The organism is Dysgonomonas sp. GY617 (assembly GCF_015233815.1).
In the GTDB taxonomy this organism is placed as follows: Bacteria; Bacteroidota; Bacteroidia; order Bacteroidales; family Dysgonomonadaceae; genus Dysgonomonas_A.
The window spans coordinates 168,461-191,460 of record NZ_JADCLR010000014.1 but is presented as its reverse complement, the minus strand read 5'-3'; the positions used below and the strand labels follow the sequence as shown (position 1 = coordinate 191,460).

At 36.6% G+C, this 23,000-nt stretch carries 17 protein-coding genes; 8 read left to right on the top strand and 9 right to left on the bottom strand.

Annotation, left to right across the window (positions count from 1 at the left end; translation table 11 throughout):
* Positions 1 to 79: 79 nt before the first annotated feature.
* The 3 genes from IR022_RS09605 (at position 80) to IR022_RS09595 (ending at position 4,901) form a co-directional block, all read left to right on the top strand.
* On the top strand, positions 80 to 493 hold the full coding sequence (locus IR022_RS09605) for a GNAT family N-acetyltransferase (protein ID WP_050710173.1): 414 nt from the start codon (positions 80 to 82) through the stop codon (positions 491 to 493).
* Positions 494 to 613: 120 nt separating this feature from the next.
* Positions 614 to 4,114 carry a DUF2723 domain-containing protein gene (locus IR022_RS09600; RefSeq protein WP_050709301.1) on the top strand — a complete coding sequence of 1,167 codons (3,501 nt, stop codon included), beginning with the start codon at positions 614 to 616 and terminating at the stop codon, positions 4,112 to 4,114.
* An 82-nt stretch (positions 4,115 to 4,196) separates the two neighbouring features.
* A complete protein-coding gene (locus IR022_RS09595) occupies positions 4,197 to 4,901 on the top strand; it encodes a polysaccharide deacetylase family protein (protein WP_082204095.1) in 705 nt (234 codons plus the stop codon).
* Here IR022_RS09595 and IR022_RS09590 read toward each other — a convergent pair.
* Positions 4,828 to 6,051, bottom strand: coding sequence for an S-adenosylmethionine:tRNA ribosyltransferase-isomerase (locus IR022_RS09590; RefSeq protein ID WP_194203537.1), 1,224 nt, complete (start codon positions 6,049 to 6,051; stop codon positions 4,828 to 4,830). The genes IR022_RS09595 and IR022_RS09590 overlap by 74 nt on opposite strands.
* A gap of 152 nt (positions 6,052 to 6,203) precedes the next feature.
* Here IR022_RS09590 and IR022_RS09585 point away from each other — a divergent pair, with 152 nt between their 5' ends.
* From IR022_RS09585 to IR022_RS09575, 3 genes are read left to right on the top strand one after another with little or no spacing between them, the layout of a single operon-like run.
* Positions 6,204 to 7,247, top strand: coding sequence for a DUF2027 domain-containing protein (locus IR022_RS09585; RefSeq protein WP_194203536.1), 1,044 nt, complete (start codon positions 6,204 to 6,206; stop codon positions 7,245 to 7,247).
* A 56-nt stretch (positions 7,248 to 7,303) separates the two neighbouring features.
* Complete coding sequence (locus IR022_RS09580; RefSeq protein ID WP_194203535.1) at positions 7,304 to 8,263, top strand: hypothetical protein; 960 nt, start codon at positions 7,304 to 7,306, stop codon at positions 8,261 to 8,263.
* A gap of 34 nt (positions 8,264 to 8,297) precedes the next feature.
* The gene (locus IR022_RS09575) at positions 8,298 to 8,885 is read left to right on the top strand and encodes a hypothetical protein (protein WP_194203534.1); all 588 of its coding nucleotides are present in this window, start codon (positions 8,298 to 8,300) and stop codon (positions 8,883 to 8,885) included.
* 73 nt (positions 8,886 to 8,958) lie between these two features.
* On the opposite strand, the gene IR022_RS09570 is transcribed toward IR022_RS09575, so the two are convergent.
* The 6 genes from IR022_RS09570 to IR022_RS09545 form a co-directional block, all read right to left on the bottom strand.
* Complete coding sequence (locus IR022_RS09570) at positions 8,959 to 9,846, bottom strand: hypothetical protein (protein ID WP_194203533.1); 888 nt, start codon at positions 9,844 to 9,846, stop codon at positions 8,959 to 8,961.
* A gap of 7 nt (positions 9,847 to 9,853) precedes the next feature.
* Positions 9,854 to 10,375, bottom strand: a complete 522-nt coding sequence (locus IR022_RS09565; RefSeq protein ID WP_194203532.1) for an NUDIX hydrolase — start codon at positions 10,373 to 10,375, stop codon at positions 9,854 to 9,856.
* Positions 10,376 to 10,379: 4 nt separating this feature from the next.
* A complete protein-coding gene (locus IR022_RS09560) occupies positions 10,380 to 12,452 on the bottom strand; it encodes a DNA topoisomerase 3 (RefSeq protein WP_194203531.1) in 2,073 nt (690 codons plus the stop codon).
* A gap of 194 nt (positions 12,453 to 12,646) precedes the next feature.
* A complete protein-coding gene (gene panB / locus IR022_RS09555; RefSeq protein WP_050709770.1) occupies positions 12,647 to 13,465 on the bottom strand; it encodes a 3-methyl-2-oxobutanoate hydroxymethyltransferase in 819 nt (272 codons plus the stop codon).
* Between the two features lie 121 nt (positions 13,466 to 13,586).
* Positions 13,587 to 15,134, bottom strand: a complete 1,548-nt coding sequence (locus tag IR022_RS09550) for an OmpP1/FadL family transporter (protein WP_050709771.1) — start codon at positions 15,132 to 15,134, stop codon at positions 13,587 to 13,589.
* A gap of 92 nt (positions 15,135 to 15,226) precedes the next feature.
* Positions 15,227 to 16,633, bottom strand: coding sequence for a hypothetical protein (locus IR022_RS09545; protein WP_194203530.1), 1,407 nt, complete (start codon positions 16,631 to 16,633; stop codon positions 15,227 to 15,229).
* Positions 16,634 to 17,130: 497 nt separating this feature from the next.
* Between IR022_RS09545 and prmA the strand changes: the two genes are divergently transcribed.
* Positions 17,131 to 17,982 carry a 50S ribosomal protein L11 methyltransferase gene (prmA, locus tag IR022_RS09540; RefSeq protein ID WP_194203529.1) on the top strand — a complete coding sequence of 284 codons (852 nt, stop codon included), beginning with the start codon at positions 17,131 to 17,133 and terminating at the stop codon, positions 17,980 to 17,982.
* Positions 17,983 to 18,013: 31 nt separating this feature from the next.
* Here the strand turns inward: prmA and IR022_RS09535 are convergent, their stop codons facing one another.
* Both IR022_RS09535 and IR022_RS09530 read right to left on the bottom strand, forming a co-directional pair.
* The gene (locus tag IR022_RS09535; protein ID WP_194203528.1) at positions 18,014 to 18,454 is read right to left on the bottom strand and encodes a hypothetical protein; all 441 of its coding nucleotides are present in this window, start codon (positions 18,452 to 18,454) and stop codon (positions 18,014 to 18,016) included.
* Positions 18,455 to 18,526: 72 nt separating this feature from the next.
* The gene (locus IR022_RS09530; protein ID WP_194203527.1) at positions 18,527 to 21,931 is read right to left on the bottom strand and encodes a hypothetical protein; all 3,405 of its coding nucleotides are present in this window, start codon (positions 21,929 to 21,931) and stop codon (positions 18,527 to 18,529) included.
* 307 nt (positions 21,932 to 22,238) lie between these two features.
* On the opposite strand from IR022_RS09530, the gene IR022_RS09525 reads away from it, so the two are divergent.
* Positions 22,239 to 22,835: a porin family protein gene (locus tag IR022_RS09525; protein WP_194203526.1), complete on the top strand. Its 597-nt coding sequence runs from the start codon at positions 22,239 to 22,241 to the stop codon at positions 22,833 to 22,835.
* Positions 22,836 to 23,000: the final 165 nt, after the last annotated feature.

Here is a 23,000-nt window from a genome sequence, read left to right as displayed (position 1 = left end):
GTTACATATTTTATACAATGCAAATATACGTTCTTTCGATGTAGAATCTTACCTTCGTTTCCTAAAAAATATATATAGCATGATAAATGAAGTAGCCTACGCAGATGTATTGGAGATCCGTCATAAAGTAATGTATCCTGATAAAGACAAGGATTATGTGATATTGCCGGATGATGATAAAGGCTTACATATAGGATATTATAAAGAAGGTATATTGGTGAGTGTATTGTCTTTGTTTTTGAATAATAGAGAGTTGCAGTTTCGGAAGTTTGCTACATTGCCCGAATATCAAGGTCAGGGATATGGAACTGAATTAGTAAAGTGGGTATTGGATTATGCGAAGGATATGCAATTCGACAGGGTATGGTGTAATTCGCGAATTGAAAAGACTGATTTCTATAAAAAGTTCGATTTTGTGGAAACTGACGAGATCTTTGAAAAAGATGGGCGTAAGTTTATTATTTTGGAGAGAAAGTTTAAACAAGAGGCATGAGACCTTAAAAAAAAATAATGAACACCTTTATTTTCTTTCATTTAACTATATTTGCAACTTTGTTCTTATAGACACAATATTTAAATCACGTATTTTTACAATAAATATCTAATATTCAACATGAAAAAGTATAACTTAGTCAATAACATTTTTGGGTGGTTAAGCTTTATTATTGCAGCAATTACCTATTTGTTGACAATCGAACCGACTGCAAGTTTTTGGGATTGCGGGGAGTTTATTACTTCAGCATATAAATTTGAGGTGGGACACCCTCCCGGTGCTCCTTTTTTCATGTTGACCGGTAAGTTTTTTACCTTGTTTGCTTCTGATGTGACTCAGGTGGCCAAGATGGTAAATACCATGTCCGCATTACTGAGTGCATTAACTATCCTCTTTTTATTTTGGACAATAACGCATCTCGCAAAGAAGCTCATATATACCGATCCCGAAAAGGAAATGTCTTTAGGACAAATGATTGCTATCATTGGTTCGGGTCTTGTAGGAGCATTAGTATATACATTCTCAGATACATTCTGGTTCTCAGCTGTTGAGGGTGAGGTTTATGCCTTCTCTTCGATGTTTACCGCTTTGGTATTCTGGTTAATATTGAAATGGGAAAATCGTGCAGACAAACCGGGCTCAGATAAATGGTTGGTTTTAATAGCCTATGCTATGGGACTTTCGATAGGTGTTCACTTATTGAATCTACTTTGTATTCCTGCAATTGTATTGGTTTATTATTTCAAAAAGACGAGTACTCCTAATTTCAAAGGAATCTTATTGGCACTTCTAGGTTCGATGGGTTTAATTGTCGTTCTTATGTACGGTGTTATTCCAGGATTCACTAAAGTAGGAGGGGCTGTTGAATTGTTCTTTGTAAACTCCTTAGGTTTCTCTTATAATACAGGAGTGTTCTTTTATCTAATAGTTCTTCTTTTATCTCTGGCTTGGGGTCTTTATGAGACACTTGCTACTAAGGGTAGTCTGCAACGAGCTAAAATTGCATTCATTTTAACGATGGCTCTATCCGGAATTACATTTATCGGATCGAATGTCTTGTTGTGGATCATATTGTTGGGAGGATTGATATTCTTCTGTTTTAAAGGAAAGAAAATGACTTTCAGACTCGTAAACACAAGTCTTTTGTGTTTGTTGGTAATCCTGATCGGATATTCTTCTTTTGCCGTAATTCCTATTCGTTCTGCAGCTAATACACCGATGGATCAAAATTCACCGGAAGATGTATTTTCACTGACTGATTACTTGAATCGTGAACAGTATGGTGATTCTCCGTTGGTTTATGGACGCACATATGCTTCTGAAGTGAAGAGAGATGCTAGTGGAAAAGCGATTGAAGCTTCGAAAAAATCGAGATATGATAAAATAGTGAAGAAATCTCCGGATGAAAAAGATCGTTATTTCGTAGCTAGTGAGGCGCCCAAATATGAATATACCAATACGATGTTGTTTCCTCGTATGTATTCTGATGAGGCTCGTCATATTCAAGGATATAAAAATTGGGGTGATATTGCAGATCCTAAAGTTCCTCCTACATTCTTCGAGAATTTACAATATTTATTCAAGTATCAGATAAACTTTATGTATTGGAGATACTTTATGTGGAACTTCTCAGGTCGTCAAAATGATATTCCATCATCAGGTGAAATGAGCAATGGGAATTGGATTACCGGAATTAGCTTCATCGATGAACATGTATTAGGATTAGGACCTCAAGATAACTTACCTCCGGATATCGCTGATAATAAAGCACACAATGCTTATTACATGTTGCCTCTTATTTTAGGTCTTTTCGGTATATTCTTCCAATTGAGTAGAGGGAAAAAAGGTGAACAGCAGTTATGGATAACTTTCATGCTGTTCTTTATGACGGGTCTGGCTATTGTTCTTTATCTGAATCAAAAACCGTATGAGCCTCGTGAAAGAGATTACGCTTATGCAGGCTCTTTCTATGCATTCAGTATTTGGATAGGGTTAGGTGTAGCTGCTCTTTGGACATTGCTCAAACGATATGTTCCCGAAACTGTGGCTGCTGCTGTTGTTACTGTTGTAGCACTATTGGTTCCTGTACAAATGGCTTCTCAGAACTGGGATGATCACGATCGTTCTAACCGTTATACAATGCGCGATTTCGGAATGAATTATCTGAAGAGTGTTGAAAAAAATGGTATCCTATTTACTAATGGAGATAATGATACATTCCCTCTGTGGTATGCTCAGGAAGTTGAAGGTTTCCGTACAGATGTGCGTGTTGCCAACTTGAGTTATCTACAAACCGACTGGTATGTTGACCAGATGCGTCGTCAGGCGTATGATTCTAAGCCTCTTCCAATTGAGTGGGATAAATCGCGCTACATTGGGGACAAAGGGATGTATGCTTACGTTATTACAAAAGAACAGATTGAAAATGTTTTGAAACGACAATTTGAGAAAAGTTCGGGTACTTCGTGGATGGATAAGGTGCAGAATGAGCAAAATATCGATCTTACAAATTATTACGATAAGAATGCTTTTACAGATACCGTTTCTTTAGATTATATTATGAATATCTTGAAAACCCAAGATAGTTATGTACCAAAGAATCCGTTTATAGAAAGTACTGGTAATGAATTTATCATACCTGGAAATTTACTATATATGCCAATAGATACAACAACTGTTGATTGGAAAGCTTTAAGTGCTCAACCATCGGCTCATATGTTGGTTAATTTGGGTAACAAAAATGTATTGTACCGCCAAGAGTTGATGATTCTTGAAATGTTGAATAATATCAATAAAGAAGGATGGAAGCGTCCGATATATTTTGCAACTACTGTAGGTAGTGACATGTATATGAATTTGAAGGATAATCATTTCATGCTTGAAGGTTTGGCATACCGTATTACTCCCGGAAAAATTAGTCCTACTGGTGTAAATACAGAGGTTACTTATAACAATATGGTTAATGAGTTCAAATGGGGTAATATCGATGATCCCAAAGTATATTTGGATGAGAATAACATGAGAATGTGTAAAACATTCAGAATCATGTTTAATGAGTTGATTGCTGCTCTTATTAATGAAGGAAAAGATGATAAAGCTCTTTCTGCATTAGATTATTGTTTGAAAGTAATTCCTGCTAACACAGTGCCTATGGGTGGCGAATCGGTTTCTTTTGCTGATGCATACTTTGCAATAGGTCAACCCGAAAAAGCAGAAGCAGTAATTAAGATTATCTTAGATAGATCAGAACGTTCACTAAATTGGTATCATCGTTTGAAACCTGAACAAATGTCAGGTGCGGCAGGCGATATCAAAACCAATTTTGATAATATATTGCGTATTGCAATGGTTTATCAACAGCATGGTGATATGGTAAAATACAAGGCCCTAATTGAGAAATTACAAGGCTATGCTCAGTTATATTTCACAAATAGAGTACCTGCATTAGGAAATTATGCTTTAAAAAATATTACAGATACATCTATCAGAGGATATTATATTGCAGAGAAAGGTTCTGAAATCCAGAAGCTTGAAGAAGAATTGGCACAGAAGTCAATGGCATTGATGCAACAATTTAGTCCTGGATTATTAAAAGAATATACAAGTCAAAGCAGCAATTAAGATAATATTTCGTCTATAGTCATGGAAGGCACGATTTTTGCTTTCTATGGCTATAGATGATGATATTATTTTTTTTATAGATATGTTGATAGAACAACCACCGTTAGTTTATAGACTTCTTTTTCCGGGAGGATATTGGAGGCTACCTAGCAGAAACGAAAAAGTAATTTATTTGACCTTTGATGATGGGCCAATACCGGAGCTTACTCCATGGGTATTGGATTTGTTGGATAAGTATGACATAAAAGCTACATTCTTTTGCGTGGGTGACAATGTAAGGAAGTATCCTGAAATTTATCAGGAGGTTTTAGATCGCGGACATAGTGTCGGTAATCATACATTCAATCATATACAAGGTATAAAAAGTCGTACGAAGAGTTATATGAAGAATGCTGAATTGGCATCGGAGTATATAGAATCACCTTTATTTCGTCCTCCTCATGGACATATGCGTTTACCTCAATTTTTTAAACTTCGTAAGAAATATAAGATTATACTATGGGACGTGGTTACGCGTGACTATAGTAATAAGCAGACTCCCGAAGAGGTCTTAGAGAATGTGAAGCATTATGGACGCAATGGTTCTATTGTTGTGTTTCACGATTCTATAAAAGCCGAAAAGAATATGAAGTACGCACTGCCTTTGGCTATTGAATGGTTCAAAGAACAAGGTTACGTATTTAAAACGATTGAAGAAGGTTTGGCTGAAACGACTAACGAAGTAACAGAGACGAATCTCCATAACTCAGAAAGCGATACTCGTGAGCTAGTGCGTGATTATAGATAGACATCCAATTGCCTTCGACGAAGGCAGAAACTAATAATAATAAGGTGCTTTGCGGCTGGTGAAAATTAGTAACTATGCCGCTTACTATTTTAAAAGTGTAGCCCGGAACAATCATTATCTGAGTATCGGCAAGTAAAGTGTTTATTGAATGCTTATCCAGATAATCTAAAATGTTCTTTAGGGCTTTTTCTTTTGTAATGCTATTGTCAAAAGAACTGCTATAAGGCTGCCATTGTTCTACTTTTAGTGTGTTTAGATTTGGATTCTTCTCCAAAGCAACCCCAATATGATACAAACTTTCGAGTGTACGCACTGATGTTGTGCCTACTGCAATTATATTTCCCTTGTGAGAAAGTATGTGTTCTATAGTTTCTGTCTTTACCGAAATAAATTCGGAATGCATCTCATGGTCATTTATTACTTCACTCTTAACGGGCTTAAATGTTCCTGCTCCAACATGTAAAGTAACTTCGTTGGTTTCGATACCTTTTTCTCTTAGTTTCTCAAATACCTTTTCAGTAAAATGTAATCCGGCAGTAGGAGCCGCCACAGAGCCTTTTATCTTTGAGTATAGTGTCTGATAAGTTTCTTTATCTTTTTCTTCTGTATCACGGTTTAAATAGGGTGGGATGGGAAGTTCTCCAACTGCATCAAGAATATCTGCAAATGTATATTGAGGGTTATTCCATCCAAATTTGATAATATGTGTATTGCCTGCCGATTCTATTCGCTCAGCTTTTAGTAATATTGTTTGATTATCAATCTTTACTTCTTTTTCGAGTATTCCTTCTTTCCATTTTTTTAAGTTGCCAATCATGCATTGCCATGAGCACTCTTCTGTGGCTTGAAATATCAGATTGTAGTCGTGAGGTGAATATGGGTCTAGGCAGAATATTTCTATCTGAGCTCCCGTCGATTTATTGAAGTGGAGACGTGCTTGTATTACTTTCGTATTATTAAAGATCATTAGGCTATCATCCGGTAGATAATCTATAATAGAAGAAAAACGGCTGTCTGTGATCGTTTTGTCTTTGTAAACCAATAACTTCGAATTGTCTCGCTCTTCTAGTGGATATTTGGCTATCTTGTTATCGGGTAGATCGTAGTTATAATCTTTAATATGTATATGACGAGGGTCTGATAATTCCATTATTCTCTTTTTTTATCCGCCAAAATTAATCAACTTTGTATGAATATGAAAGTATTAAGGTTGTAGACCTTTTTATTTTCGTATTTTGTAGAATAATAGATTCTGTAAAAAGAAAGAATAAATGGGTCTGAGACCCTCAAATATCATATTTTATGAAAGTAGGAGATAAAGTACGTTTTCTAAATACAACGGGAGGCGGAATCGTAAAAGGTTTTCAAGGTAAAGATATAGTAATAGTAGACGATGATGGGTTTGATACACCGATACTTATTAGAGAGTGTATAGTTATAGAACCTGCAAATGAGGCTCAAGTGCGTCAGTCGGTAAAGCCAAAGGCGCAAGAAGTTACATCTTATCAGAAAGAGCCTAAGGTAGAGAGTGTTTCTGTTGTTGAGACTAAAGAGGGAGAGCGTATTACAGCTTGCCTAGCTTATCTGCCTCTTGATATAAAGACATTGAGTACAACAGGGTACGAATGTTACTTAGTAAATGATAGTAATTTCTATCTGTCTTATAACTATATGAGCAGATCTGATAAAGGATGGATAAGTCGTGCCACAGGGACTATAGAACCTAATACAAAGATCTTTCTTGAAGAATTTACTAAGACTGATCTGAATGATTTGGAAAAAGTATGTGTTCAGTTCATTCCATATAAAGTAGACAAGCCTTTCAGTTTGAAGAATCCTTGTTCTTCGGAAATTAGAATTGATACAGTTAAATTCTATAAGTTGCATAGTTTCAAAGAGAATGATTACTTTGATGAAGAAGCTATCATTTATTATCTGATGAAAAATGACCTGACAGAAAGAGAACTGTTTGTATCGGCGGAGGTTATTGAAGAAGCGATGAAAGAGAAGAAACAATTAGATCGTCAACAACCACAGCCTCTTAAAAAGAAAGATACATCATCTTCTATTCTTGAAGTAGACTTACATATTGAGGAACTGATAGATTCTACAGTTGGTTTAGATGCAAAAGATATTCTTGAATATCAGATTACTAAATTCAGAGAGATAATGGATGAGAATAAAGCAAAGAAAGGTCAGAAGATTGTCTTTATTCATGGTAAAGGAGAGGGTGTTTTAAAGAAAGCTATCTTGAGTGATTTGAAGACTAGATATAGTACGATGAATTATCAGGATGCATCTTTTAAAGAATATGGATTTGGAGCGACAATGATTACGATTAAATAATTTAGAATTGAACCTTAAGGGTCTTTTTTGAGGTAATAAAATATAAAAGCATGGCAATGAAGTTTCAAAAAAAATATAAGAATTTACTAAGTGCATTATTTGTCTTTGTAATTGCTTTTTCTTCATTCTTGGCTTTTGAACCTCTATTTGAACACTTAGGACAAAAAGCTTCGCAAGAATTTGCTGCTGCTATTTTCGGGACTATTTTTGCGGCGGTGATTACGATGGTTTTGTTGAATAAACAAACCGAAACCGAAGTCGAAAAGAGTCGTAGTGAAAAGGTTTTTGAGCAGAAAATAACTCTGTATAATCAGGTTATAGACACTTTGCAGGGTGTTTTTGAAAAACAGGTAGATGGTACTGAAATACAATTAGACCGATCGGAGATTACTCAATTGGAATTTCTCCTCGCAAAAATGATGATGATCGGTAATGATAAAACCATAAACGAGTTTAAGGCTTTTTATGAGATTGTTACCAATAACTATTCGCCTCAAACGCAAACCTTATATTTGGACTCTTCGGATAAGCAGATTGTTTTTCGCTTTGCTGATTATTGTCGTGAGGAGTTAGGTTTATCAGATAAAACGCTGGAAAAAGAAATTTTAGAGGATATTGTTCTGCAAGGGGAGTTATTCTATAATATAGAGGAAACGGGAGAGCTTCACCCTAATCTGGTGGATACAATAAAAGATATTTATGGTTATCTGGTATTTGATTTGGATTTACCTACTCGGAATATCGTTTTTAAAGCCAATGGTTTTGATGCCTACATTAGTAAAAGGCGAGACGATAAAATGTGCTTTTTGCAATGTACGTTTAATATAGATTCTGTTCGATTGGTTTTAGAGCACGATCATGTCATTAAAGGATTTGCAAAGAATCAGGAAGACAATAAATCTATATTCTTATTTGAATCGGACGATCGTAAAAAAGTGAAGTTGTATATTTCGGATATAGAGCGTGCAATAAAGCAAAGCTATATGCTAACAAAGAAGCAAATGTTGAACTTATGAAAAAGGATATAATTTTTTAATGATTAAATATAGAATGAAACAAAAACTATCTGCATTATTGCTAATATGTATAGCTGTAATGTTTTCGGGCTGTGGTGTTAGTAACGATTTAACCAGTGCCTATAACGTAACAAAGTGTGAGTATGATTATAAATCTATTTCGAACTTAACGGTATCAGGGGTAAACTTATCAAATGGAATATCACCACTGAGTGTTCCTAAGCTATTAGGAATCTTAGGGGGAGCAGCATCTTCTATTCCGATGAATTTTACTCTAAATCTGAATGTGAAAAATCCAAATACAACAGCTGCTATTATGAATGGTCTGCAATATATTGTAAGTATAGATGATATACAGTTTACAACAGGACATGTTGATCAAACGATGAATATTGCAGCGGGAACAACTCAGGTTCTACCTTTGAATATTGGTGTTGATCTAGCAACGCTAATGACTAACAATTCTAAATCGGCAGTAGAGAATATTGCTAAGAATTTTATAGGAATAAGCGATACTAAGTCTAATGTGAAGGTACAAATCAAACCAACTTTTATGATTGGTGGTACGCCTATCACTTCTCCGGTCTATTTTCCGGTAAGCTTCACGTTTGGAGGTAAATAAGAGTTTGAAAAATAAGAAAAACCGACTAGTCAATCTAATTAGTCGGTTCTTTTTTGTTTATATATTTGATTACTTATAGCATAAAGTTAGTCAACGGAGGGTAAAGCCCTATGTATTCTTCTGTACTTTCGTCCGCATAGGCAATCTTAAGATTATCCATAAGATCTTCTTCCTCCAGAACTTCTAATATTGTATGCACAGCTATATTTTTATTTACTACGTAGCAAAAAATATTCATCGTTCCCAACCCTATATCTCCACCATCGCAATGTCCATTTCCTGTCCATCCGAGGCAATTATTAAATAGTGATTCGAGGTAATCTCTTTTCTCTGTTAGTTCTGCTTGGTCCGTGTCTTTGTCGTATGAATATTGAACAATAAACTCGGTGAGATCTTCTTGTTCCTCATAGCCGATTTGTTTTTGTTCACTCACATATTTTGCGAGTGTGATGTTTGATGGCAGATCGTTACTTCTGGTTTCTATAGTTTCAGTCTCCCCAACTTCTCCTAATATCCCTTTATGGATGGTTATTGTATTATCTTCATTGATCCATATTTCAAAATACCTTGTGGAGCCTTCCGATTGCTTGTATAGCTTCATCATCTTAGCATCGGTCTCTTCTTTATTTATTGCTGTATCGTCATTCCATTCATTCACATTAGGTACTTTACCTTCTGCATAGTATTGAGAGAATAGATTTATTATTTCGCTTTGAGTGGTATATGTTCGGCTATAATGCTTGAAATTATCATCGGAGCCGAATACAAATCGTATTTCTGCATAATACTCATTGTTCTGCTTGATGGCTTGTATGTAGATACTATTTTCAATGGGGTTTTTAGGCTCCAGAATGATATAGCTGTCTTCATCCTCAGTAAGACTGCATATTGTTGCCTTAAGTATCTCTATATCGTGTTTGCGGACGCTACTTCCGTCCTTTATAAGTTTGAACTGTATCATTGTGTTATTACTTTGTATTATTTAAATGATTGAATCCTTTGGATAGAAAATGCCCGAAATCAAGTTCGAAGTTCGGTGTGAAAATATTTTTACCTAGCTGTTGGCTAATCTCGCTTATATCCCAAAAACGTCCGTCGGAAACTTCTTTCATATCCACCTTCGGTATTTGGTTGGTTTTAGTATAGAAACAGTAAGTCAGTTCTCTCTCTCTATCTGTTTCAATAATGTATTTATCAATATAATGGATGGTTAAGTCTTTAAGACCTATTTCTTCGCCAGCTTCGCGTAATGCTGCTTGCTGAGGGGTTTCATTCAAGTCGATATGTCCTCCTACTGACGAATCCCATTTGTTGGGTTGTATATCCTTTGTTGCCGATCTTTTTTGCATGTATAGCTTTCCTGCTTCATTAAACACATGAAGGTGTATCACCGGATGCAATAGTTTAGAGCCACTGTGGCATTGGCTGCGTGTTGCCTGACCTATTACATTACCTTGTTCGTCTACTAATGGAAATATTTCTTCTTGCATAAATTTATTTGTCTAAGAATTTCCTCAATTCATCGTTGTGAAGATTTTCAACATTGCCATCGAAGTTTAAACGAAATGTACATCCTGCTTTCCATTCCGAACAACCATAAGCAGCTTTTCCTTTCAATAGTTTTCCTTTCTTGCAGAGCGGGCATAATACAGCTTCGTCAGGTTTTGGTGTTGAGGTTTTCTCTTTTTTCTTTTCTGTTGGCTCTTTTTTCTTACGAGGAGAAGTCTTTTTTGCAGGTTTCTCTTCGGGCTCTTTGACTTCTTCTATTTCAATAGATTTTCTCGAATAGTCGTTTCTTACATTCATTACTATTTGAGTCAGCATCTGCTTTAGTTCATCTATGAATATTTTTGTATCATATTGATTACGTTCTATTTGTCGAAGTTTGTTCTCCCATATTCCAGTCAATTCGGCAGATTTGAGTAATTCCTCTTGAATAGTTTGTATCAATTGCACACCTGTTATTGTAGCTAAAAGGTTCTTCTTTTCTTTACGAACATAATTGCGCTTAAACAGGGTTTCTATAATGGCAGCACGCGTAGATGGGCGACCTATTCCATTTTCTTTAAGAGCATCTCTCAGCTCATCATTTTCTACGAACTTTCCGGCTGTTTCCATTGCCCGAAGCAATGTTGCTTCTGTATAATATTTAGGGGGAGAAGTCCACTTTTCGGTTAAAGAAGGTTCGTGGGTTCCACTTTCCCCTTTTTCGAAAGAAGGAAGTATATTCTCTTCATCTTTATCATTACTTTCAGAGTCGTCAGCTGAGGAGTTATTCGATTGCTTCTCGAAAACAACTCGCCATCCCTGATCTAATATTTGCTTTCCTGTTACCTTAAATTCAACTTTAGAAGCTTCTCCTAAAACAGTCGTTATCGATATTTTACAATTCGGGTAGAATACTGCAATAAATCGTCTGGTTACCATATCGTATACCTTACGTTCATTTTCAGTAAGAGCATTGACTCGTACTCCTGTTGGAATGATAGCATGGTGATCGGTTACCTTGCTATTATCGAATACCTTTTTCGATTTCTTTATTTTAGCAGCAAGTATAGGAGCTACTAAATCTTCATAACCCATCAAACCTTTTAGGGTTGCAGGCACTTTGGGGAATATATCATCACTCAGAAAAGTAGTGTCAACACGAGGGTAGGTGGTGAGCTTCTTCTCATAAAGTGATTGTATAATTTTCAAGGTGTCTTCTGCCGAAAAGGCAAATTTCTTATTACATTCTACCTGCAATGAGGTAAGGTCGAATAGTCGGGGAGGTAATTCTTCGCCTGCCTTGATCGTTACATCTGTAACTTCAAAATCGGCAAGTTTTATTACTTCTAGAAACTGTGTTCCTTCTTCTTCTGTTGTAAATCGTCCTTTAGTTGCCGAAAAAGTAGTATTTCGATAAATAGTTTTTAATTCCCAATAAGGCTCAGGCTTGAAGTTTTCGATCTCCAATTGTCTATTTACAATAAGAGCTAAAGTTGGGGTCTGAACCCTTCCAATAGATAATACCGATTTATTTTGACCATATTTTATGGTGTATAGTCTCGTTGCATTCATGCCGAGTAACCAATCGCCAATAGCGCGAGATAATCCAGCCTCATACAGTTTGTCAAAGTCGCTCTGTTCTTTTAAATTTTGAAAGCCTTCTCGTATTGCATCCTCTGTAAGAGACGAAATCCAAAGACGTTTAACTGGGCATTTAGCTTGCGCTTTCTGCATTACCCAGCGTTGAATAAGTTCTCCTTCTTGTCCAGCGTCACCGCAGTTTATTATTTCTACCGCATTTGCAAATAAGATTTCGATTACGGAGAATTGTTTGGCTATTCCCTGATTTTCTATTAGCCTGATGCCAAATCGGGGAGGGATCATTGGGAGTAAGTCTAATGACCAGCGTTTCCATTGTGGATAATATTCGTGTGGTTCTTTTAGGGTACAGAAATGCCCGAATGTCCATGTTACTTGGTATCCGTTTCCTTCAAAATACCCGTCTTTTTTATTTTTTGCTCCTAGAACATTGGCTATTTCTCTGGCTACACTCGGTTTTTCGGCTATACAAACTTTCATATTAAAGAAGCATGTCTGCGATAATTCAAACAGACATGCTGTGCATATTTTATTTTATTATGTGATACTTAAGCTATCAAAAGCTTATTTATTGGAACTGGCTTTTTCTTAATAAGCGACAGTATTTAAAGTCTTGTTTTCTAGCGCTGACTCTTATAAATTATAGAGACTAAAGTAATGAAAAGCTTTAGACTTTAATAAGATTCTTTTTCATTTGGAAAATCAGATTCCTTCACGTCTTTTATATACGATTGTACAGCTTCACTCATTATAGTATGAAGATCTGCATAACGGCGAAGAAATTTAGGCGAAAAGTCTTTGTTGATACCAAGCATATCATGGATTACTAATACTTGTCCGTCAACGTATGCTCCTGCTCCGATTCCAATCATTGGAATAGTCAGTTCTTTAGATACTTGTTCTGCTAGTGTTGCTGGAATCTTCTCTAGAACAATTCCAAAACAGCCTACTTCCTGAAGAAGTTTAGCATCTTCGATTAGTTTGTCAGCCTCTACTCCATCTTTAGCACGTACTGCATAGGTACCATATTTATTAATTGATTGAGGCATCAATCCCAAATGTCCCATAACTGGGATTCCTGCATCTATTATCTTTTTAATATCTGCAATAATTTCTTTGCCTCCTTCTATCTTTAGCGCATCAGCACCAGTTTCTTTCATTATTCTGATAGCAGCTTCTAAAGAGAGTGTAGGGTTGCCCGAGCAACTACCGAATGGCATATCAATGATAACCAATGCTCGTTTTACTCCGTTTACTACCGATTTGCCATGATAAATCATTTGATCGAGAGTCATAGGGAGAGTTGTGGTATTGCCTGCCATCACATTTGATGCAGAATCGCCTACCAAAATTACATCCATACCTGCCTGATCTACGATCGAAGCCATAGAATAATCATACGATGTAAGCATTGAGATTTTTTCGCCTCTTTGCTTCATTTCCTGTAAACGATGAGTCGTTACTTTACGGTTATCTTCTGTATAAGTTGACATAGTTTTATTGATATTATTAGCTCTGCAAATGTATAAAAAGCAAATGGTAATAAGTATTATAAATCAAAAAAGCTGCACTAATTAAATAGCACAGCTTTTTTGTATATTGTATCTTTTATTCTTAGAATCTATATCCAAAAGTAAGTAATCCACTGAACATATTTGTTTTAAGTTCGGCTTTGTCTGAGCCAGCAAAACTATACAAATCGTCAGTACGACTATTCATTACAAATGCCACATCAGTGTAGAAGTGAGGTGTAAATCTATAACCAAGTCCGTAAGTGAAATAGTTAGAATCTCCTACTAGCGAGAAGTGAGTTATAGTTCCTGCTGTAAGAGCTGTATGTGTACCGTCTTCACTACCATTCACTAAGATGTCTTTTACAGGACTTTGTTGCCACATGTAACCTACACGTCCCGAGAATTGAGGAGTGAAACGAAACTCGGCTCCAAGACGTAATGTTGATGAATTTCTGAAAGATTCTTTGATGTCTTGATTTGCAGGTGATTGAAATCCATTAGCATCCTGTAAATTCATGTTGCCATAGTTTGTTAGCTCGTAGTCTGCACTTATTATTGCTCTTTTAGCAATAACTCCTGCTAAACTGAATACCCACTTATCTGGTGTGCGGAATTTATAATCTGTAAATACAACACCTTCTTCCCGTCTTGATGAAACGTTAGGTCTTCCGTTGAAGCCATCCATAAGAACAGAGTATCTATCTGTCATATTGTACCATGTTGGAGAGTGATAAGCAGCACCAATTCTTAATTCTTGGATTGGTTTGAAGATAAGACCTGCTTTTACTTGCCAACCCGATCCGTCTGTTCTCAATTGATTATCCATTTCGTACTCATGTGCTGGATCGCCAGTTGTTCCTTCGTAGAATGCTTCACTGTAAAGTGATGAAATATTATAATTGATATCAGTAACCGAAATTGTAAGACCGGCACTAAGCATGTCTGCAAAAGTAGTACCCATATTAAAGTCGTAAGAATCCACAGATCCTCTTTCGAATACATGCAGATAATTATCAATCGTAGGATTTTTCATCCCTGACAAAACCGATTGGTATCTAGTACCGTTGGGGGTGGTAGGACTTATCATTCCTGTACCAAAAGCAAGAGCTCCCAGCCAATACTCAGAGGGTCTGTCCCAAAATGGTTCTTGTGCCAACTCTAAATCTCGAGAAGGTATACCATCTACTCTATTTGCAATATAGTCAGTTTGTGATTGATCAACAAAATGACCCTTCATCGTGTATTTTCGATCAAATGATTGTACGCGATTATAAGAAAATCCGAAATTGATTAAAGGAGCAACATCACTGTGTAAAGGCACTGTTCCAACGAAAGCAATATTATCAAAACTAAATTTGAATCTGCTGTCGTCAGTTTTGCTATCATACAGTCTTGTTGTAGTTCTTGTGTTGGTGAAATTCATCGTAGTTACGATCTCTGATTTCGTGTATACGCCTATTCCCGCCGGATTGATTGCAATCCCCGAAATATCACCTCCAAGAGCACCGAAAGCACCACCCATTGATACTGAACGTGCAGTACCTTTCAAACCTGTATAGGAAAGGTTGAAAGCATCCATCTCTCCCTGTGCTAATGCAGATCCTATGAAAGATGAGGAAAGTAAAGCAAGAATAAAAATACGTTTCATAGTTATTGTTTTTATTTCTAAAAAAAGCTATTTTAGTTTAAACAGTTAAAATAGCTTTTTTGTTTGTATTCAACATTCTTTTTGTTTCAATTTTATCTGCGTCCTCCACTACTACGACCACCGCCGCCTGATGAACGTGCAGCTCCTCCGCCTGATGAACGGCTTGGTGCAGATCTTTGCATAGATGAGCCTGATGATCTGCTGCTTGAAGAACTTCCTGTATTGAAATTTCTATTGTTATTAGTTGCAGGTCTTGAACTTGTACCCGATGATCTGTTTGTTGAAGATCCTTGGTTGCTTACTGCTGCGCCTCTATTATTGGTTGTTGTTCCACCTCTATTAGTGCTTGTAGCTCCACCTCGGTTGTTGGTAGTCGCTCCACCTCTATTAGTGTTGCCTGTTGTATTTCTTGTTGGAGAATTAGTAACTATTCTTCCGGTGTTTGGATTGTAGGTAGCGTTTCTGTTTACAGATGTTCTGCCTGAAGCAGCTCCAGCTCCACCTCTACCTGTTGTACCATTGTTAGTTGCTGGTCTTGTGCTAACTCCTGATTCTCTGGTTGAAGTACGTCCTGAGTTATCTCTGGTACTGCTACTGCGTGTACCTTCGTATCTTCCAGTTGAAGTACGCCCTGAATTATCTCTGTTTGTAGATGTACGTCCTCCAGTAGCATCTCTTCCAGTTGAAGTACGTCCTGAGTTATCTCTGTTTGTAGATGTACGTCCTCCGGTAGCGTCTCTACCTGACGAAGTACGTCCTCCAGTTGCATCTCTACCCGAAGATCCACGGTTTGCTGCGCTTCTGTTGCCTGAGGCAGCTGATCCTCTGTTGCCGCCGTTTCGTGAAGTGGTTCTGCCAGGTCGATTGTTGGTCATCCTTTGACCGCGACCCCAGCCGCCGCCCCAGCCCCAACCAGGACCCCACATGCCACCGCCCCAACCGGGACCCCACATGCCGCCGCCCCAGCCCCACATGCCGCCTCCCCAGCCCATGCCCCAGCCGGGACCCATGCCCCACATGCCCCAGGGACGCATGCCCCAGCCCATGCCCATACCCATGTTCCAGCCCCAGTTATTCCAAGGGTCGTTCCATGGATCATTTCGCCAAGCCAGACTGGTGGTTAGGTTATTTGCATTGTAGTCGTCAAAAGAACCATTCAAGATAAAGACATTGATGTTGTCGTCGCTTGATATTCTTACACTATTGGGATCTTCGTAGCGTAGGTTGAACGGATTGCTATTGTCAAATTCCCAATCATCTATATTGACATTAGTATTTTCATCTATGCCTATCGAAACATCTCCTCTGGTGGAAACATTTACATTAGAATTATTCGCGTTTTCTATATAAACTCGTGTGGGTTGTTGAGTTGTATTAGATTGTGCATTTCTATTTTGTCTTCTTGAAGGAGCCGATCCGTAGATGTCATCCCCCCAATTTTGAGAGAAACCCGCTAATGGCAGCAATGCTGCTAATAATAACAATTTACTCCTTTTCATTATTTTATCTCCTCTCTAATTATATGAATTCGATTCAAATTTTTACTCATTTACTCTTAGACTCGCTAAATTACCAAATGGTTTAATAGACGCTTTAATAAAGTCTATTTTTTTACTTCAAATTATTACAAAGATGCAAAAAATAAAACTCTGTTGCTCGTGATATCCTTAACAAATCTAAAAACGAGACTGGTGTTTATCTAGTCTAAACTCAATCGGATGAAACCTAAACATTTGAACTTTAATGTTTGTTCTAGAAAAATGCCATTCTTTTTGTAAAGAAACGAAAATTTACAAAAAAAAGAGAGCATTATATCTAATAAAACATCTCGAAAAGAACGAAAACTAGAAACTTATTGAAGTAAAAGCTATATTTTTGTTGGAGATAACAAGAATAGTTTATTCCATGTAGCTCCGTAGTATTAGATAATATCTAGGCAAAGTATTCTTGCTTTATCTGAAGAGAGTATTTATAGTATATAAAAAAAAGTGATAAGATGAATTATATTGAAGCGGTGTTTCTTTGCAACCCTCATAGTGAAATTATAACCGAAGTATTGTCTGCTGAATTGGCTGAGATTGGTTTTGAAAGTTTTGTAGATACCGAAATGGGCTCTACTGCTTATATTCAAGAGAGTCTTTATAGTAAGGATGCAATAGATGCGGTGCTGGAGAATTTTCAGTTAGAGTCGAAAATAACTTATACAACAAGTTTGATCGAAGGAAAAGACTGGAATGAGGAGTGGGAGAAGAATTACTTCAAGCCTCTTATTATAGATGATAAATGTATAATTCAAAGCACATTTCATAACGAGCCGGCTTCGTATGAATATAATATATACATAGATCCTAAAATGGCATTTGGTACAGGGCATCATCAAACTACGGAACTGATGATTCGTGAAATCTTGGATATGGATTTTACAGGTAAATCGGTTTTGGATATGGGATGTGGAACTGCTATTTTGGGTATTCTGGCTTCAATGAGAGGTGCAGATCCTATTCTTGCAATAGATATTGACGAATGGGCATATGATAATGCGAAAGAGAACCTAGATCTAAATAAGATTTCTAATATTGATGTTCAAATCGGAGGAGCTGATCTTTTAACAGGAGATAAAACCTTTGATGTTATACTTGCCAATATCAATAGAAATATTCTACTGAATGATATACATGTGTATGCATCTGTATTGAATCCCGAGGGTATATTGTTTATGAGCGGTTTTTATACAGAAGATATACCTGCTCTTACAGAGGAGTGTAATAAACATGGACTAAGCCTTATACATTCTAATAATAAAGATAATTGGGCTAACGTGAAATTTATAAAAAAAGGACTAGTTTAACTAGTCCTTTTTTATTTCTTATGTATTAAGCCTAATAATTTATAAGATAATTAGGATCTATATTTGTATTGGGGGTTGGTGCTTCTTCTACCGAAATAATGCTGTCTACAATGAAACGGGTATAACCTCTCCAAGGTAAGACTCCAAAATATTCTTTATAGTGTAATTTTACATTCTGACCCGCCAGATTCATTAGTCTCTGGGCTAATTCTTTGTTTTCTATTGAGAATTCGAACTCGTTAGATTGTAGCCCGCCTACCGACCCGGTCTTTATTCCGGTCTGTATTAGTTTTCCTTCATATGTTTTGAATATGATTCCCTTGTGCATTACATAATTAAGCTGTCCTGCTTTTACACTACTATCTCCATAGGGTAAGTAGAAGTAAGCAATAACTCCTCCTATTGCCAATATAATAATGACAATAAATATTTTAGCAAATGTTTTTTTCCATGTGCTGGTTGTTGTTCCCATTTTTCTTGTTTCGTTAGTTATTCTTATTGATTAACGTTGGGTGAGTTCTATTTGTTTATTTTACCCAAGAGTTTATTTCTGTTTTTGTTTCTCTTTAGCAAGACGCTCTTTTTCTTTGCGCTCGGCTTCTTGTTTCTTTAGACGCTCATTTCGTTCGCGCTCACGCTCTTTCAGTCTTTCTTTTTGAGCTTTTTCTTTTTCTTTTAGCTCTTGCTGACGTTGCTTGCGTGCATCTTCACGTGCTTTTACAGCATTCTTCTGTTCGTTTATTTTTGCATCTATCGCAGCTTTTTCTTCTGCTTGTTTTTGTCTTTCAGCATTTGCGATTGAGTCTATTTGTGCTTGTTCTGCATCTTTTATAGCTTGCTCTTCGGCTTTCGCCTTGGCTTTTCGTTGTTTCTCTAACTCTTTTAGTCGTTTGTTTTCGGCTTTCTGAGCAGCTTTTTCTTCTTTGCTTAGTTTGGGCTTGTTGCTCGAAGAGTTGAATAGATTTTTCAATCCATCCACAGGGTTATTTATTATATCAATCGTTCTGTTGATTACTTCATCTGCAATTTGTATCTGGTCGTCCGATAGTACATCGGAAATACCAATTTCTTTATCTTCTTCTTTAGAATCAGCTTTGCTTTCTTTTATAGGTGGAGTTATTGGTCTTGTTGGAATCGTTTCGATCGGTTTCACTTCAGGTTCAGTTTCCTCAATAACAGGAGCAGCAACTTCAGGTAGCGGTTTTTCTTCAGCTTGTGCTGCACTCTTGCTACGTTGTTGATTCCAGTACATGATTAGTTTTACCATTTCTTTGGTGTAATTCTTCTCGAAGAACAAGAAATATTCATTAAGGCTCTTACCGTTCATTAGAGCAACAAAGTTATCAGTTGATATTGGTAGAGGAATAATTGAAGGATCTAGCTCATCCATCAACGATTTCTTGTCGAAGGCTTTGTCTATATAAGATTCTATTTCACCTAGAGAATTGAATCCTTTAACTTGTAGCATTTCTAGTGAATTGGCTTCGGTGAAGCTCAAATCGAATGTCTGATAAATAAAGTTAGAGAAGTTATAGCTGGCTACATCGTATATTAACTGATTCTTATCTATTGTTTGAGATTTGTAGATGAACAGCAGCATATATTCAGCCTCAGGATCGGCAATAAAGTCTACTCCTGCGGTTTCTTCAAGATTTTCTCCTATTCCAAATCTTATATCCCATATCATACCACGAGCAGGAGACGAATCGGATGATAATACTTTTCCTCCCAAGATACCTTTTAGCATATCCGATGCCAATGGTGTAGCATCTGCTTTTGGATATGTTTCGATTAATTCTCGCAAATGCGTTTTGAATTCCTCGGGGTCATTTGTTTGGGCATAAGTAAGAGCATTTAAGAACATAAATTTAGGGATCAATGCCGAAAGTGGATACTTCTCGGTCATTGATTGGAAGTTGGCTCTTACGGTCTTTATATTTCCTGCGAGATATGCCTCGTATGTTTGTTGATATAGGTTGTCTTCTAGTTGATGCATATTTCTCAGATTCCACTCATAGTTAGGATCGGCTAATGCAGCAGCATATGAACTCTTAGGGAATGAATTCAACAGATAGCGCCTGTATAGTTCAGTCATTTCTTTATTACCTAATCTAAGATAGATTAAGAATAATTGGTAATATATTTCTTCTCTGTTTGGACCATCAGGAAAACGTGAAAGATTGGTTGTAAAGGCATCTATTGCCAGATTGTAATCTTCTAGTTTATCTTTATATATTTTACCTAAATTAAAATAGGCATTTTCAATGATTTCGTTAGATGCTATTATAGCTTCTGTGGTCATTGGTATTTGTTGAAGATAGAACTCAGGAGAGTAAATATCTTGAACAATTGCTTGATTTTCTGTACCATCTTTTGGCTCTTTGGGAGCATTCGGGGCATCAGGATTTTTCTCCTCTTCCTTTTCCGGAATATTGTCTTCGTCAAAAGTAGTAACACGTTTGTTGCGCCTGCGCCAATTGTCCTCCAGTTTTCTGTTTCCCCATTTGCGCTGAAAGGCTACTTTTCCCTGATTAACTAATTGGGGATTATAGAAATAAAAAGACGAATTATTACCCCCTGGTATTGCTGGACCTGAGGGTATATTAGGCGACGTTTGTTCGAATAATGGGGTATTTGGATTTTGAGAGGATGAATTATTTTCTCTGTCAATCCTTTGCAGCTCTCTTTTTTCGTCCTCGTCTTTCTTTCTCAGATCTGCTATTATTTTATTGGCAACTGCCAATTGTTCCTCATACGGCTTTTGTGCAAGATATTGAAGACTATCTTGTAGATGAATAGCCTCTATGTATACTACTAATTCATCTAATACCTCAGATCTAAGATTGACTCTTGGGTACGCTTCGTGCTTTTTGCTTAGAGAAGCTAGAGCTTCTGAGTAGTTGGGTTGAGCCTTCGAATATTTTTGCTGAGCAAAGTAAATATCACCCAAAGCAATCTGGTTGAGAGCTTTGTCGTAGCCATTGCGTATACTTGCTTTTACTGCTTTTTCGTATTCGGCTACAGCTTTGGCAGTATCTTCACTGTTGAAATAGATGTTTCCGATGGCATAATGCACCTGATCTAAATACTCTTTGTTCTTAGGGTCTTTACTCATTTTGTTGAGTAGAGATAGTATTTCTTGTTTATTAGAACTGTTGACAAAAGATGCTTGCTGCATTTTTGCATTGAAGGAAAATAGATAAGGCGTGTTTAGTCCGATTACACTCTCGAATGCCTGATATGCTTTTTCTTGATTTTTGGTATAGGCATATAGTTGTCCGAGTAAATATCGCATGCGGATTCGCTGAAAACCATTGCTTTCGTCTTTTATAGCCTGCTCTAAGAATGGTATTGCCTTTTCATATTCTTTTCTCTTGATTAAGAAATCGGCATATACTTTGTTGTATTCTGTGGTTAAATTATCGGGAACGCCTCCTGCTAGTTTTATTTTGTGAAATATATCTTCTGCTTCATAAAACCAGCCCATAGCAGTGTAGGCCTTGGCAATCCATATTCGGGCTTCGGCTACGACATCATTGTTTCCTTTATATAATCGTGTTACATACAGTAATGTAGATACAGCTTGTAGATAATCTTCATTCTGAAATTCGGCTTTTCCTAGTAGCAACCATGCATTCTTAAGGAAGGGGTTAAACTCCTGTTGTTTTAACCATGCTTGATACTCCTGATTTTTTCTTTTGGCAGGATCACGCTCTGGCTTGGTTCGGATCGAATGGATTTTTATCGCTTTAGTAGTTTTATCTACTGTTATATTAAAGCTTCCTCCCGTATTCTTTTTCAGCTCTTCATCTATGGGAGGGCTGGGGTATATAGCTATGATTTGAGAAAGATTGTCTTGGTATCCGGCTTGCTTTGCCTTTAAAGTTTCTTTATAGGCTTCGTTGGCATTAAAATAAATATTATACTTTGTGTTTATAGCATGGTACATACGAGTTTTTGATGTATTCTTTTTAGAAGAACACCCCAACATTGTCAGAATAATGACAGACCCTATAATTAATTTATACCTAAACACGCTGATCTAAAAGTTTGTAAGTACCCTATAGTTATTCTTATACGGCAAATTGATTAATACAAAAGTAGCAGAATTATTGATCATTGAAATTTTTGTATTTAATAAAAGTGAAAGTGCCTATTGTCAGAACTAAGAAAATGTAATATACTTGCAGCCGCAATTATAAGAAATAGATATTTTATAATTGCTTTTAAAGATTTTAATAAACAACTAACTATTTATGAAAAAAGGTTTTTTCGTGTTTGTTTGTCTAAGTGTATTTGCATTATCAGCTCATTCTCAACTTCGTTTTGGAGCAAAAGGAGGAGTAAATCTTTCGGGAGTATCTATCTCGGGTAATGATGGTGTAAATCAATTTGTTGATAAAAATGTAACAGGTTTTCAACTTGGAGCATCTTTGGAATGGATGATTAAGGGAAGATATGGTCTTGAAGGTGGACTTTTATACTCGGAAAGAGGAATGAAATTCAGAGGAGGTGACAGAAATAAAAATGGCTATATAGATATGCCTGTCAATGTGAGGGTGAAATTTCCTGTTTCGAAAACAGTTACACCTTTTGTGAATGCAGGACCTTATATTAGTTTCAAAGTATCAGGTGATGATAAATTTTCTGCGATTTCGAATGATGTAGATGATCAATGGAAAGCACAAAGCTTTGGAGCCGGACTGAATTTTGGTGGAGGTGTAGAGTTTTTCAAATTCTTACAAATTGGTGTTAATTATGGCTTAGCCATGACAGACAATTATAAAGAAAGTGATGGAAACTACAAGGTAAAAGACAGAACTTGGTCTGCTACTGCTGCAGTTTATTTCTAAGACACTTTTAGGCTGATTGTTGTTTTACTATCAGCCTTTTTAGATATAAATAATGAAAAGCTTCTATTTTAGAAGCTTTTTTTATTGGAGTTTTGTAAGCTGCCTAGTAGTTCTACTATATTTATTAACTACCTAGTTTTCTGCAAATAGAGTAAAAAGGTGTAT